The following is a 13,228-nucleotide window of genomic DNA, read 5'->3' as shown; positions in this document are numbered from 1 at the left end:
GACTCACGGGACTTGAGCGTACGACTCACGCGGGGGTCAGAGGTGCAGGCGGGCGAAGAGGAGGGACTCGGTCAGCAGGTCGGCGCGCTCGGCGGCGGTGCGGGCGCGGCGGGTGTTGACCTCCAGCACGACCTGGCCGGTGAAGCCCGTGCCGGTCAGGTGGGCCAGCAGCTCGCCGCACGGCTGCGTGCCCCGGCCGGGCACGAGGTGCTCGTCCTTGGGCAGGCCCGAGCCGTCGGCCAGGTGCACGTGGGTCAGCCCCTCGCCCATGCGCTTGGCCAGCTCCATCGCGTCCACGTGCGCGGCCGACGCGTGCGACAGGTCCAGCGTGTAGTTGCGGTGGCCCACGTCCGTCGGGTCGATCGACGGCCGGAACGCCGTGACCTGCACCGTTCGCGACCGCCCGAGCGCGCGCCGCACCGGGAACATGTTCTCCACCGCGATGGCCACGCCGCTCGACTCCTCCAGCGACGCCACGAGGTCGGCGAACCCCTCCGCGTACCGGCGCTGCCACACGAACGGCGGGTGCAGCACGACGGTGCGCGCGCCCAGGTCGCCCGCCGCGCGCACGCTGCGCCGCAGCCGCTCGACCGGGTCCGGCGACCACACCCGCTGGCTGATGAGCAGGCACGGCGCGTGCACGGCCAGCACCGGCACCCCGTACCGCTTCGACAGCCGTTGGACCGCGGCCACGTCCTGGCTCACCGGGTCGGCCCACACCATCAGCTCGACGCCGTCGTACCCCAGCTCGGCCGCGGCCTCGAACGCCGCGCCCGCCGGCTGCGGCCACACGGCCGCGGTGGACAGGCCGACCGGGATCAATTGTTCACCAGCAGCATCGCCGCCGGCGACACCGTCACGATCAGCCCGACCAGCACGGCCAGGACGGTCGTCTGGAGGTCGTCCGCACGGCGGATCTTGCGGACCATCATGACCAGGCCGACGGTCACCGCCAGGGCCACGACCAGCGCCGCGGGTGCGGCCGTGCGCCACAGGAAGTTGAAGCCGAGCCACAGCGCCGCGCCACCGACCACGCCGGCCGCGAGCTGGCCGATCATGAGCAGCCACTCCTTGCCGGCCGAGCGGTCGGCGGGCGGCTCGTCGTCGGCCTCGTCCAGGTCGTCCAGGTCGGTCAACCCGGCCGGCTCGTCGTCGTCCGGGTCGCGGCGCTGGAACTCGCGGCGCGGGTAGTCGTCCTCGTCGTCCTCGTCCAGGTCGACGTACGGGTGGAACGCGGTGCTCTCCTGCTCGACGACCTCCTCGGGCTCGTCGTCGCCGAACCAGTCCTCGGCGGTCTGGTCGGGCAGCGGTTCGGGCAGCCGGGGCGGCGCGGGGGGCACGATCAGCACCGACTCGGTCGGCAGCGACTCCAGCGGCACGTTCGGCGTCAGCTTGTCAGTGATGCGCGGCATCACCTCGGTCGCCGGCTCGCGGACCGGCGGCTTCACCACGGGCGGCGCGGGGCGCACCGGGGCGGCGCGCGGCGGCTCGGGCGGGGGCGGCGGCTTCGGCGGCGCGGACCGGGACGGTTCGCCCTGGTAGTCCGGCACGATCGGCGGCACGACCCTGGTCTGCTCGGCCGGGTCGACCTCGGGCGCGCGCCTGCGGCCCGGCTCGGCCTTCTTGGGCGGTTCGAGCCGCGGGGCCGGCGGGTCCAGTCGGGACGCGGGCGGCTCGACCCGGGCGACCGGCGGCTCCGGCCGCGCGGGCGGCGGCGGGGGAGGCGGCTGGTAGGCCGTGCGCTCGGCCTCGACCGACCTCGACCGCTGCGGCAACGCCGGCGCGACGGGCGGCTCCGGCTCGTCCCGCACGGCCCGCAACCGGCCGCTGTCGGAGTTGACCCGGTCGATGATGGCCTGCGGAGCGGTGTCCGTGGTCTCCTCGGCCCGGCGCCGTCGCCGACGCGGCGTCACCTCGCCGGAGCCCGCGCCGTACTGGGCGAGCAACTCCGCGACGGTGCGCTGGGTCTGCTCCGACTCGCTCTCTCGACTCATCAACTCCACCGTGCCCCGTGGCGGCCAGTCCGTCCAGTGTCACCCGTCCGGCGGGTGCGGTCCGGCGGGGTGTCCGGTTCCGAACCACCAGTGTGGTCCAGGCGACGCAGGATGACACCTTCCCGCAGGGCCCACGGGCAAATCTCCAGCTCGTCCAGTGACAGGGCTCGCATGGTGGCCTCGGCCACCAGCGCGCCCGCCACCAGCTGGTGGGCGCGGCCGGCGCTCACCCCTTCGAGCTCGGCCAGGTCGGCCGCGGACATCCGGGAGATGAACGCGATGAGCTGCCGCAGGCCCGAGTCGGTGAGCACGCGCCGGGCCCGCGGACCGGCCGCGGACGGCGCGGCGCCGGTCAGCCGGGCCAGCGTGCGGAACGTCTTCGACGTCGCGACCACTCGATCGGGCGTACCCACTCGGCGGATCTTCTTCGCCACCGGCGCCAGCTGGTCGGCCAGCCACTCGGTGGTCTCGCGCACCTCGGACCGCGTCGGCGGGTCGTGGCGGAACCGGGTCCGGGTCAGCCGGCCCGCGCCCAGCGGCACGGAGAACGCCGCCTCGGGCTCCTCGTCCACGCCGACCGCCAGCTCCAGCGACCCGCCGCCGATGTCCAGGCTGAGCAACCTGCCCGCCGACCACCCGTACCAGCGGCGCACCGCGAGGAACGTCAACCGCGCCTCGTCCTCGCCGGTCAGCACCCGCAGGTCGACGCCGGTCTCGGCGCGCACCCGGTCGAGCACCTCGGCCGAGTTGCCCGCCTCGCGCACCGCCGACGTGGCGAACGCCATCAGGTCCTCGCAGCCCAGCCGCTCCGCCGCCGCCTTGGCCGCGGCGACCGCGCGCACCAGCCGGTCGGCGCCCCCGCGGCCGAGCAGCCCGGAGCCGTCCAGCTGCTCCGCGAGGCGCAGCACGGACTTCTCCGAGCTCATCGGCGTCGGGTGGGCACCCCGATGAGCGTCCACCACCAAGAGGTGGACGGTGTTGGACCCGACATCAAGCACCCCGAGGCGCACGCGGTGCACCGTACCCGGTCGGGGTGGTCAGGATTCGAACTTGTATCCCAGTCCCCGCACCGTGACCAGGTGCCGGGGTGCCGCCGGGTCGGGTTCGATCTTGGACCGCAGGCGCTTGACGTGCACGTCCAGGGTTTTGGTGTCGCCGACGTAGTCCGCGCCCCACACCCGGTCGATGAGCTGGCCGCGGGTCAGCACCCGACCGACGTTGCGCAGCAGGTACTCGAGGAGGTCGAACTCCTTCAGCGGCAGGCTCACCTCCGCGCCGTCGACGGTGACCACGTGCCGCTCGACGTCCATCCGCACCGGCCCCGCCTCCAGGACCTGCGGCAGCAGCTCCTCGGACTCGCCGCCGCGGCGCAGCACGGCGCGGATGCGGGCGATCAGCTCGCGGGCCGAGTAGGGCTTGGTGACGTAGTCGTCCGCGCCCAGCTCCAGGCCGACGACCTTGTCGATCTCGCTGTCCCGGGCCGTGACCATGATCACCGGCACGGCCGAGCGGGCGCGCAGCTGCTTGCACACGTCCGTGCCGCTCATCCCGGGCAGCATGAGGTCGAGCAGGACGATGTCGGCGCCGTTGCGGTCGAACTCCTCCAACGCCTCCTGGCCGGTGGCCGCGAGCGCCGCGGTGAAGCCCTCCTTGCGCAGCAGGAAGGCGAGCGGATCGGCGAAGGACTCCTCGTCCTCCACGATGAGCACCCTGGTCACAGCTCTCCTCCGTTGTTGCCGCCCGCGCCGCTCGGCACGGGGCTCGCCGGCTGGGGCGCCGGCAGGTCCCGGGTGGGCTCCTCCTGGTCGGGATGAGCCGGGATGCGCAGGGTGAACGTGGAGCCGGTGCCGGGCAGGCTCCACAGCTTCACCTCGCCGCCGTGGTTGTTGGCGACGTGCTTGACGATGGCGAGGCCGAGGCCCGTGCCGCCGGTGGCGCGGGAGCGGGCCTTGTCGACCCGGTAGAAGCGCTCGAACACGCGGATCTGCTGGTCCTCGGCGATGCCGATGCCGCGGTCGGTGACGGCGATCTCCACGAACCCGTCCACGAGCCTGCGGCTGACCGACACGGGGCTGCCGGGCGGCGAGTACGCGACCGCGTTGTCCAGCAGGTTGCTCAGCGCCGTGACCAGCAACGTCCGGTCGCCCTCGACGTCGAGGCCGCTCGGCTCGTCGGTGGCGATCTCGATGCCCGCGGCCTCGGCGGCCAGCCGGGACCGGCTCATCGCCTCGTCGATGACCACGTCGACCTCGACCCGGCTGAGCTCCGGCAGCTTCTCCGCGCCCTGCAACCGCGACAGCGCGATCAGCTCGGTGACCAGCGTGCCCAGCCGGGTGGCCTCCTGCATGATCTTGGCGCTGAACCGGCGGACCTCCTCCTGGTCGTCCGCCGCGTCCAGCACCGCCTCGGCCAGCAGCGCGAGCGCGCCGACCGGGGTCTTCAGCTCGTGGCTGACGTTGGCGACGAAGTCGCGCCTGGTCGCCTCCAGCCGCACCGACTCGGACTCGTCGGAGGCGTCGACCACGACGAACCCCTCGGTGAGCACCTTCACGGTGGCGTGCACGGCCTGCGGCTGGCGGCCCTTGATGACCTCCAGCGACGACAGGTCGACCGCGACCACCCCGCCGTTGCGGCGGGCCATCTCGGCGGCCCGCCTGGCCCGGTCGTCCACCCGGTTGTTGCGCACCACGCCGAGCTCCTCGGCCCGGGCGTTGTGCAGCACGACGTCGCCGAAGCCGTTGAGCACGGCGATGCCATCGGGTGAGGAGTGGACGACTCGTGCCATCAGGTCGGCGACGGTGAGCCCCTTCGGGCGGGCGTCGTGCGCCCGGCCGGTGGCCCGTCCGGCGAGGAACGCCGCGCCGCCGATCAGCAGAGCGCCGATCGACAGGACGAGGTAACCCGTTGCGGTCACAGAGGCATCGTAAGCAGGTCAGGCGGGGCGCGGCCTAGAGCTCAGGCGTGCTTCGTGACTCCTACGACACCGACCGGGCGGGATGTTTTCCCCTGAGACGACCTCCGTTCACCCAATCGTGTCCAATTGAGCCAGGTCGTGTTCGGACAGGTGCAGATCGGCGGACGCCAGGTTCTCCTCCAGGTGACGAGCGGAGGACGTGCCGGGGATCAGGAGCACGTTCGGCGCGCGGTGCAGCAGCCACGCCAGGGCCACCTGGCGGCCGGTGGCGCCGTGCCGGCCGGCGACCTCCTCCAGGGCGTCGTGCTGCACGGGCGTGAACCCGCCGAGCGGGAAGAACGGCACGTAGGCGATGCCCTCGGCGGTGGTGCGGTCGAGCAGCTCGTCGTCCCGGCGGTCGGCGACGTTGTAGAGGTTCTGGACGCAGACCACCGGCGCGATCGACCGCGCCTGGTCGAGCTGCCCCACGCCTGCGTTGCTCAGGCCGAGGTCGCGGATCAGGCCCTGCTCGCGCAGCTCGGCCAGCGCCGTGAACGGCTCCTCGACCGACTCGGGGTCGTCGGGTCCGGTGACGCGGAAGTTGACCACGTCCAGCCGCTCCAGGCCCAGCCGGCGCAGGTTGTCGTGCACGGCGTCGCGCAACTGCCGCGGCTCGCGGGCGGGGACCCAGTCGCCGTCGGGGGTGCGCTCGTAACCGACCTTCGTGACGATCGTGAGGCCCTCCGGGTACGGGTGCAGCGCGGCCCTGATCAGCTCGTTGACCACGTGCGGGCCGTAGTAGTCGCTGGTGTCGAGGTGGTCGACGCCCAGCTCGACGGCGCGGCGCAGCACGGCCTTGGCGTTCTCCGGGTCGGCGGGCGGGCCGAAGGCGTTCGGGCCGGCGAGCTGCATGGCGCCGTAACCGACGCGGTTGAGGTTCAGCATGGTGTCCACGATCGCCCTGCGCGATCACGCGCGCCGGGTTTGGCAGCTAGCTGCCATGCTCGTGGGCATGGCGACGGTGACCGTGGTGCACGGCGAGGCGGAGCTGTTCGAGCGGACGGCGCACCTGTTCTCGGGGACCACGACGGAGGTGGCGTGCGCGGCCAACGCGCTGCGCACGTGGATGAGCGCCCACCCGCACGCCGAGGTCGCGCCGCAGCCGCCGGGGCTGCGCGTGCGCAAGCTGTTCCGCCTGAGCACCCTGCTCGACCAGCGGTGGGGGCACCACGCGCGGACCATGGCCGACCGCGGTGCCGACGTGCGGATCAGCGCGCACGACGTGAACGAGACGATCCTGCTGGACGGCCGGGTGGCGATCCTGGCGGGCGACGAGTCGCGCGGCGCGCGCAGCTACAGCGTGATCACGCAGCCCGAGGTGGTGCACGGCATCGCGTCGCTGTTCGAGGCCGCGTGGCGGGCGGGCACCGAGCTGGCCGTGCACGAGGCGCGGATGGCGGAGCTGCGGGCGTTCGCGCCCGGCGTGCTGGACTCGTTGAACCGGGGGTGGACGGACGAGGCGGCGGCACGCGCGCTGGGCGTGTCCCTGCGCACGTACCGCCGTCGCGTGGCGGAGCTGATGGCCGCGCTCGGGGCGTCGTCCCGGTTCCAGGCCGGGGCGCGGGCCCGTGAGCTGGGCCTGGTCTAGCGGCCCTGGTTGGCCACGGCCTTGATCGCGTCGGCCGCCGCGTCCGGGTCGAGGTACTCGCCGCCGCGCTTGAGCGGCTTCAGCTCGTCGTCGAGGTCGTAGCGCAGCGGGATGCCGGTGGGGATGTTCAGGCCCGCGATGTCCTCGTCGGAGATGCCGTCGAGGTGCTTGACCAGGGCGCGCAGCGAGTTGCCGTGCGCGGCGACGAGGACCGTGCGGCCGGCGCGCAGGTCCGGCACGATCGAGGACTCCCAGTAGGGGATCATCCGCTTGACCACGTCCAGCAGGCACTCGGTCAGCGGCAGGTCCGCGCCGAGGTCGGCGTAGCGCGGGTCGCTGTCCTGGCTGAACTCGGTGCCGGGCTCGATCGGCGGCGGCGGGGTGTCGTAGGAGCGGCGCCAGAGCATGAACTGCTCCTCGCCGAACTGCTCCAGGGTCTGCTTCTTGTTCTTGCCCTGCAACGCGCCGTAGTGGCGCTCGTTGAGCCGCCAGTCCCGGCGGACCGGGATCCAGTGCCGGTCGGCCGCGTCGAGCGCGAGGTTGGCAGTGCCGATGGCCCGCCGCAGCAACGACGTGTGCACCACCTCGGGCAGCACGCCGGCTTCGCGCAGCAGCACGCCGCCGCGCTTCGCCTCGTTCACCCCCTTCTCCGAGAGGGGGACGTCCACCCAACCGGTGAACAGGTTCTCCGCGTTCCAGACGCTCTCGCCGTGGCGGAGCAGCACCAGCGTTCCGACAGCCATGGGCGTCAGCCTGCCAGATGGGACGGTCCGGCTCACGCCGGCGGAGGGTGTGATCTTGATCGGTGCAGCGACCGGGCCGGGTCGGGCCTCGCGCGGGGCCCGACCCGGGGCCGGATCAGCCGCCGAGGCCGGGGAGCCCGCCGCCGAGGCCACCGCCCAGACCGCCGCCGAGGCCGCTCGTGGCCTGGCCCAGCACCGCGCTCAGCGCGTACTGCACGGCCGCCAGCGGGCTGGTGCGGGGAACGCTGTCCATCGCCGACGCGTTGGCGACGGGCGAGGCGAGCAGGATGACGGCCGTGACGCCGGCCGCGGCGGCCAGCCTTCCGAGGATGCGCATGCGCGTGTTCTCCGATGTGTGGTTCCGATTCGCACCCGACATGGTTGTGGAGCGTGACCACCCCGGCCCGCCGAGCAGCCGGGATCAACACCATCGAGTGGTACTCGGTCCGCGGAGGACGCGATCAGCCGACCTCCCGCGCCCGCAGGTCCTTGCGCAGGATCTTGCCCGACGCCGACTTGGGGATCGCCTCGATGAACTCCACGACCCTCACCTTCTTGTGCGGGGCGACCTGGGACGCCACGAACTCCATCACGCCCGGCTCGTCCAGCTCCGCGCCCGGCTGCCGGACGACGAACGCCTTCGGCACCTCCTCGCCCTCCGCGTCGCGCACCCCCACCACGGCCGCGTCCGCGATCGCCGGGTGGGTCAGCAGCAGGGCCTCCAGCTCGGCGGGCGGCACCTGGTAGCCCTTGTACTTGATCAGCTCCTTGACCCGGTCCACGATGCTGACCAGGCCGTCCTCGTCGATCACGGCGACGTCGCCGGTGTGCAGCCAGCCCTCGCCGTCGAGGGTGGCGGCGGTGGCCTCGGGGTTGTTCAGGTAGCCCTTCATGACGTTCGGGCCGCGGCACCACAGCTCGCCGCGCTCGCCCACGCCCACGTCCTCGCCGGTGGCCGGGTCGACGAAGCGGCACTCCATGTTCGGCGCGATGACGCCCACCGTGCCCACGGAGATGTCGTCGCGGCCGTCCGGGATGGCGTGGCTGACCGGGCTCATCTCGGTCATCCCGTAGCCCTGCGAGACGCGGCAACCCAGGCGCTTGGCGACGGCCGCGGCGAGGTCGACGTCCAGCGGCGCGGCGCCGGAGAAGATCGTGTCGATGCCGGACAGGTCGTACTGGTCGACCAGCGGGTGCTTGGCCAGCGCCACGGCGACCGGCGGCGCGATGTAGACGCGGTCGGTGCGGTGGTCCTGGATCACCCGCAGGAACTCGGGCAGGTCGAACTTCGGCAGCGTCACGACGGTCGCGCCGACGTGCAGGCCGTTGTTCATCAGCACCTGCATGCCGTAGATGTGGAAGAACGGCAGCACGGCGAGGATCTTCGTGCGGTCGCCGATCTTCAGCAGGGGTCCGCACTGGACGATGTTCGCCACCAGGTTGCGGTGCGTCAGCATCACGCCCTTGGCCCGCCCCGTCGTCCCCGACGAGTACGGCAGCACGGCGACGTCCTCGGCCGGGTCGATCGACACCTCGGGCACCGGCTCGGAGTTCGCCAGCAGCGACGACAGGTCGGGGTAGCCCTCGGCCCGGTCGAGCACGACCACGTCGGTGACGCCGGCCCTCTCCGCGCCCGGTGCGGCGTTCGGCAGCAGCGCGGACACCGTGAACAGCATCTTCGCGCCCGCGTCGGCCAACTGGTGGGCCACCTCGTCGGCGGTGTAGAGGGCGTTGATGGTGGTCGCGGTCGCCCCCGCGCGCAGGACCCCGTGGAACACGACCGCGTAGTACGGCGTGTTCGGGCTGAGGATGCCGACGACGTCGCCCTTGCCGATCCCCCTGGCGGCCAGCGCGGCGGCCAGGCGGTCGACCGCCCCGGCCAGTTGGCGGTACGTCAGCGACGCGCCCGAGGAGCCGTCGACCAGGGCCACCCGGTCGGCCCGCTCACCGAGGTCGGCGAGCAGCAACTCGTGCAGCGTGACGTCCGGGACCGCGACATCGGGGAACGGACTGCGGAAGACCATGCGGCTGCCTCATTCATCCAGGGGGCCGGGATCACGCCATCGTGAGTCAAGCCACACCCCCGGTCAAGGCAACCGCCCGGTGACCGCTCCGTTACACCACCCGGTCGATAACACCCGAATGGACTAGTGTCGGCCCTTGTGGGGATCACCGGCCATCTGCCAAGTTGGCAGGGCCTCGCGGGTCGGCCCCCACGCACTCCGCTCGACCCGCACGGGCGCACCGCGGTTCGCAATCCCCCCGTCGAACCGCGACCCGCTGGGAAACCCGGGCTCCCCCGCCCGGATCCCCTTGCCGCGGGGAACCGACGCGGGGCGGCTTGAACTCGCGACTCCCCCTCTCTCCCAAGCCGCCCCGCGCTCCCGGGCCGTGTTGCTCTGAGTAGAGTTCTCGTCAGGAAACTGTGCCCGAACGGGGCTTACGGCGTGGACGAGGACGCCACCGGGGCGGTCCTCCGACGCCGCCGCCACCAGAGGCAGCCGACCGCCGGGAGCCCCAGCACCACCGCGAACGGCAGCACGCCGCCGAGCACCACCAGCACCACGCCGAACGCGTTCACCAGCGCCCTCCAGCCACCGGCGAAGGCGTCGAGGAAGCCGTCGTCCTCCGCCACCACCGGTGGGCCGGCCGTCGAGATGACGACGCTCAACGTCGACATCGCGACCTGCCCCTTCAGCGCCTCGTGCCGGCGCTGCAACGACTCCAGCTCGGACTGCCGCCCGGTCAGCTCGGCCTCGATGCCGGTGATCTCCGCCGTGGTCGTGGCGCGCTCCAGCAGGCCGCGCACCCGCTCCACGCTGGCCCGCTGGTTCGACAGCCGCGCCTCGACGTCGACGACCTGCTCCGTCACGTCCTCGGTCTGCAGCTCGCGGCGGGTCACCTCGACCCCGTCGAGCCCGGTCACGGACCCCAGCACCTGGTCGAGCCGGTCACCGGGCACCTCAGGGTCACCGAGGCCCGGTCGGGCTGCGACCTCTCCTGCGCCGGGTACCCGCCCTGCGCGATGGCCAAGTCCTCGACCCGCGTCAACGCGGCGAAGGGGTCCGCCGCCCGCAGCTCGACCGTCGCCGTGCGCACGAGCTGCCGGTCCTGCGCCGCCACCACGCCCTCCTGCCGCGCCTCGCCCGACTCGGGCCGCGCGACCTGCGCCTCGTCCCGCGCCGGCGCGGCGGCCGGCTCCCCGGCCGACGACCCGGACGTCCCCGACCCGCAGCCCGCCAACGCCACCACCGCGAACGCGGCGACCACCAACCCCACCCGTCTGCCCACGCGACCCTCCCTGGTCCCCGGTCAGGGGTGGGACGGGCCACGCGCTCGGCCGCGTTGCCCGGGCGTGATCACGATTCGGACACCAGGTGCCGGAACGCCTGGAGGTTGGCCAGCGACTCCCCGCGCGAGACCCGCCAGTCCCACTCCCGCTGGATCGCGCCCGCGAACCCGATCTCCAGCAGCGTGTTGAAGTCGCCGTCCGCGGCCTCCACCACCTGCCCGAGCACCCGGTCCAGCTCGTCGGGCGTCACGGCGTGCGGCGCGATCCGGCCGACCAGGTAGATGTCACCGGTCGTGTCGATCGTGTAGTGCACGCCGTACAGCTTCGCGTTGCGCCGCAACAGGAACCGGTAGACGTCCTCGTGCGCCTCGTCCGGCCTGCGGCACACGAACGCCTCCACCACCAAGGCGTGCCTGCCGACGACCAGCCAGCAGTTCGTCTGGAGCTTCTTCGTGCCGGGCAGGGTCACGAAGAACCGGCCGGGCTCCTTGTTCTCGTAGCGCAGCTCGCGGTCGTCCAGGGTGGACCGGATCACGTCGTCCAGGCTCAAGCGAAGACCTCCTCGCGGAACACGTCACGCGCCTCGGCGTACCCGGCGAGCAGTGAATCAGTCGTCCGGTCCCAGGAGAACCGGCGGGCGTGCCCGACGGCGTTGGCGGCCAGCTCCTCCCGGCACGCGGGGCGCAGCGCGATGGACGACAGCACCCGCGCCCACTCGCCGGGGTCGTGCCCGTCCACCAGCGCGCCGGACACGCCGTCGCGCACCGCCACCGGCAGACCGCCGACCGCCGCCGCGACCACCGGCGTGCCGCACGCCTGCGCCTCCAGCGCCACCAGCCCGAACGACTCGTTGTGGCTGGGCACGGCCACCAGGTCGGCCGCCCGGTAGACCCGCGCCAACGCCTCGCCGCCCTGCGGCGGCAGGAACCGGACCACGTCGGACACGCGCAGCTCGGCCGCCAGCCGCACCAGCTCCTCGGGCGTCTTCATCCCCGACCCCGACGGCCCGCCCACCACGAGCACGACCAGCCGCGACCGCAGCCCCGGATCGCGCGCCACCATCTCCGCCGCCGCCCGCACCAGCACGTCGGGGGCCTTCAACGGCTGGATGCGCCCGACGAACGCCAGCACCACCGAGTCGGGCCGCAACCCCAGCGCCGCCCGCGCGCCGTCGCGGTCGCCCGGCGTGAACCGCTCCAGGTCGACCCCCGGCGGCACGACCATCACCTTCGCCGGGTCCGCCCGGTACAGCTCGACCAGCTCGGACGCCTCGACGTCGGTGTTGGCGACCAGCCGGTCCGCCTCGGCGACGACCTGCTCCTCACCGATCACCCGCATCCGCGGCTCCGGCGTGTCGTCCGCGGCCAGGGCCAGGTTCTTCACCTTGGCCAACGTGTGCGCCGTGTGCACCAGCGGCACCGCCCACCGCTCCCGCGCCAGCCACCCGACCTGCCCGGACAGCCAGTAGTGCGAGTGCACGACGTCGTAGTAGCCGGGCTCGTGCCGCGCCTCGGCCCGCAGCACGCCCGCCGTGAACGCGCACAGCTGACCGGGCAGTTCCTCCTTGCCGAGCCCCTCGAACGGGCCCGCCACCACGTGCCGCACCGTCACGCCGGGCACCAGCTCCGCGACCGGCGGCAGCTCCGAGGACGTCGCCCTGGTGAAGATCTCCACCGCGATGCCCCGCCGCGCCATGCGCCTGGCGGTCTGCTCGATGTAGACGTTCATGCCGCCCGCGTCGCCCGTGCCGGGCTGCTCCAGCGGCGAGGTGTGCACGGACAGCACCGCGACCCGCTTCACCGGGAGACCTCCGCGGCGAACCGGCCGAGGTCGGCGGCGAAGCGCTCGGGCGCTTCCAGGAACGGCGCGTGCCCGATTCCGTCGTAGGGGCGCAAGTCGGCTCCGGGGATCAGGGCCGCCGCGTACTCCCCGGCGGCCGGGTCGACCACCGAGTCGGCAGTCCCGTGCACCACCAGTGTCGGCTTGTCGACCGCCTTCAGCACGGCGGCGCTGCCCACGTCACGCCGGAACATCTCCCGGCGGACCCGCGGGGGCACCCGCAGCGCCGTGCCCAACAACCGCTGCACCACCTCGCCGGGCAACCCGGGTGCCTGGTCGCGGCAGAACCGGGCCAGCGCCGGCACGGCCACCTCCGGGTCGTCCGACAACGCACCCGGCAACGCCGCCCGCATCACCGCCCCGGTGGCCCCGCCGGCCCGGTCCCGCCCGACCTCCGTGATGGCGCCGACGAACACCAGGCCGCTGATCGAAGCCGTCCCGTGGAAGCGCAGGTAGTCGGCGATCACCAACCCGCCGTAGGACCACCCCACCACGACGGCGGGCCGTCCGACGTGATCGAGCACCGCCTTCAGGTCGGCGGCCCAGCACGCCGAGTCCCGATACCCGTCCTCGACCACCTCGGACGACCCGTGACCGCGCAGGTCCACCGCGCACCACCGCAGGGACGGCACGACGGGCCAGACCTCCCCGGACTGCGCCCACCCGTGCACCAGCACGACCGCCGGAGCGTCGACGGGCCCCGACTCGCGAACCGACAACCGGACACCCGCGGCGTCGAGGAGAGTGTTCTGCACGACCTAGGACAACGCCCAGCTCATCCCGCGCCTTCCCCGGCAAGTGATTTTGCGCCCTCGACCA

At 73.2% G+C, this 13,228-nt stretch carries 13 protein-coding genes and 1 pseudogene; 1 reads left to right on the top strand and 13 read right to left on the bottom strand.

Annotated features, from left to right (window positions below; genetic code table 11):
• Nucleotides 1–36: 36 nt before the first annotated feature.
• The 6 genes from ACIGNX_RS07570 to ACIGNX_RS07545 all read right to left on the bottom strand — a co-directional run bounded on the left by ACIGNX_RS07570 (nt 37) and on the right by ACIGNX_RS07545 (nt 5,832).
• Complete coding sequence (locus ACIGNX_RS07570) at nt 37–822, bottom strand: sugar phosphate isomerase/epimerase family protein (protein WP_396537398.1); 786 nt, start codon at nt 820–822, stop codon at nt 37–39.
• Nucleotides 819–1,994, bottom strand: a complete 1,176-nt coding sequence (locus ACIGNX_RS07565) for a hypothetical protein (protein ID WP_396537396.1) — start codon at nt 1,992–1,994, stop codon at nt 819–821. Before ACIGNX_RS07565 ends, ACIGNX_RS07570 begins: the two co-directional genes overlap by 4 nt.
• Nucleotides 1,994–3,004, bottom strand: a complete 1,011-nt coding sequence (locus ACIGNX_RS07560; protein ID WP_396537394.1) for a hypothetical protein — start codon at nt 3,002–3,004, stop codon at nt 1,994–1,996. The genes ACIGNX_RS07565 and ACIGNX_RS07560 overlap by 1 nt, the downstream gene beginning before the upstream one ends.
• Before the next feature lie 27 nt (nt 3,005–3,031).
• Nucleotides 3,032–3,712 (bottom strand): response regulator, encoded by a 681-nt coding sequence (locus ACIGNX_RS07555; RefSeq protein WP_396537392.1) that lies wholly within the window; start codon nt 3,710–3,712, stop codon nt 3,032–3,034.
• A complete protein-coding gene (locus ACIGNX_RS07550) occupies nt 3,709–4,908 on the bottom strand; it encodes a sensor histidine kinase (protein WP_396537390.1) in 1,200 nt (399 codons plus the stop codon). The genes ACIGNX_RS07555 and ACIGNX_RS07550 overlap by 4 nt, the downstream gene beginning before the upstream one ends.
• A gap of 108 nt (nt 4,909–5,016) precedes the next feature.
• Complete coding sequence (locus tag ACIGNX_RS07545) at nt 5,017–5,832, bottom strand: oxidoreductase (protein ID WP_396537388.1); 816 nt, start codon at nt 5,830–5,832, stop codon at nt 5,017–5,019.
• A gap of 67 nt (nt 5,833–5,899) precedes the next feature.
• Here ACIGNX_RS07545 and ACIGNX_RS07540 point away from each other — a divergent pair, with 67 nt between their 5' ends.
• Nucleotides 5,900–6,535, top strand: a complete 636-nt coding sequence (locus tag ACIGNX_RS07540; RefSeq protein ID WP_396537386.1) for a DNA-binding response regulator — start codon at nt 5,900–5,902, stop codon at nt 6,533–6,535.
• Here ACIGNX_RS07540 and ACIGNX_RS07535 read toward each other — a convergent pair.
• From ACIGNX_RS07535 to ACIGNX_RS07505, 7 genes and pseudogenes are all read right to left on the bottom strand, one after another.
• Entirely contained in the window at nt 6,532–7,278 is a 747-nt protein-coding gene (locus tag ACIGNX_RS07535; RefSeq protein ID WP_396537384.1) for a phosphoglyceromutase, read from the bottom strand. The two genes, ACIGNX_RS07540 and ACIGNX_RS07535, sit on opposite strands and share 4 nt — an antisense overlap.
• Nucleotides 7,279–7,393: 115 nt before the next feature.
• Nucleotides 7,394–7,615 (bottom strand): hypothetical protein, encoded by a 222-nt coding sequence (locus tag ACIGNX_RS07530; protein WP_396537382.1) that lies wholly within the window; start codon nt 7,613–7,615, stop codon nt 7,394–7,396.
• A gap of 124 nt (nt 7,616–7,739) precedes the next feature.
• Nucleotides 7,740–9,302: a 4-coumarate--CoA ligase family protein gene (locus ACIGNX_RS07525; RefSeq protein WP_396537380.1), complete on the bottom strand. Its 1,563-nt coding sequence runs from the start codon at nt 9,300–9,302 to the stop codon at nt 7,740–7,742.
• A gap of 416 nt (nt 9,303–9,718) precedes the next feature.
• Nucleotides 9,719–10,377 (bottom strand): annotated as a pseudogene (locus tag ACIGNX_RS07520) (DUF4349 domain-containing protein).
• A 260-nt stretch (nt 10,378–10,637) separates the two neighbouring features.
• Nucleotides 10,638–11,120, bottom strand: a complete 483-nt coding sequence (locus ACIGNX_RS07515; protein ID WP_396537378.1) for a YbjN domain-containing protein — start codon at nt 11,118–11,120, stop codon at nt 10,638–10,640.
• Nucleotides 11,117–12,370 carry a D-inositol-3-phosphate glycosyltransferase gene (gene mshA / locus ACIGNX_RS07510; RefSeq protein ID WP_396537376.1) on the bottom strand — a complete coding sequence of 418 codons (1,254 nt, stop codon included), beginning with the start codon at nt 12,368–12,370 and terminating at the stop codon, nt 11,117–11,119. Before mshA ends, ACIGNX_RS07515 begins: the two co-directional genes overlap by 4 nt.
• Nucleotides 12,367–13,164, bottom strand: coding sequence for an alpha/beta fold hydrolase (locus ACIGNX_RS07505; RefSeq protein WP_396537374.1), 798 nt, complete (start codon nt 13,162–13,164; stop codon nt 12,367–12,369). The genes mshA and ACIGNX_RS07505 overlap by 4 nt, the downstream gene beginning before the upstream one ends.
• Nucleotides 13,165–13,228 lie beyond the last annotated feature (64 nt).

It is taken from the genome of Actinosynnema sp. NPDC053489 (assembly GCF_044544865.1).
GTDB lineage: Bacteria > Actinomycetota > Actinomycetes > Mycobacteriales > Pseudonocardiaceae > Actinosynnema.
Note: the sequence above shows the minus strand (reverse complement) of the source record. Positions and strands in the feature narration are given on the sequence as shown.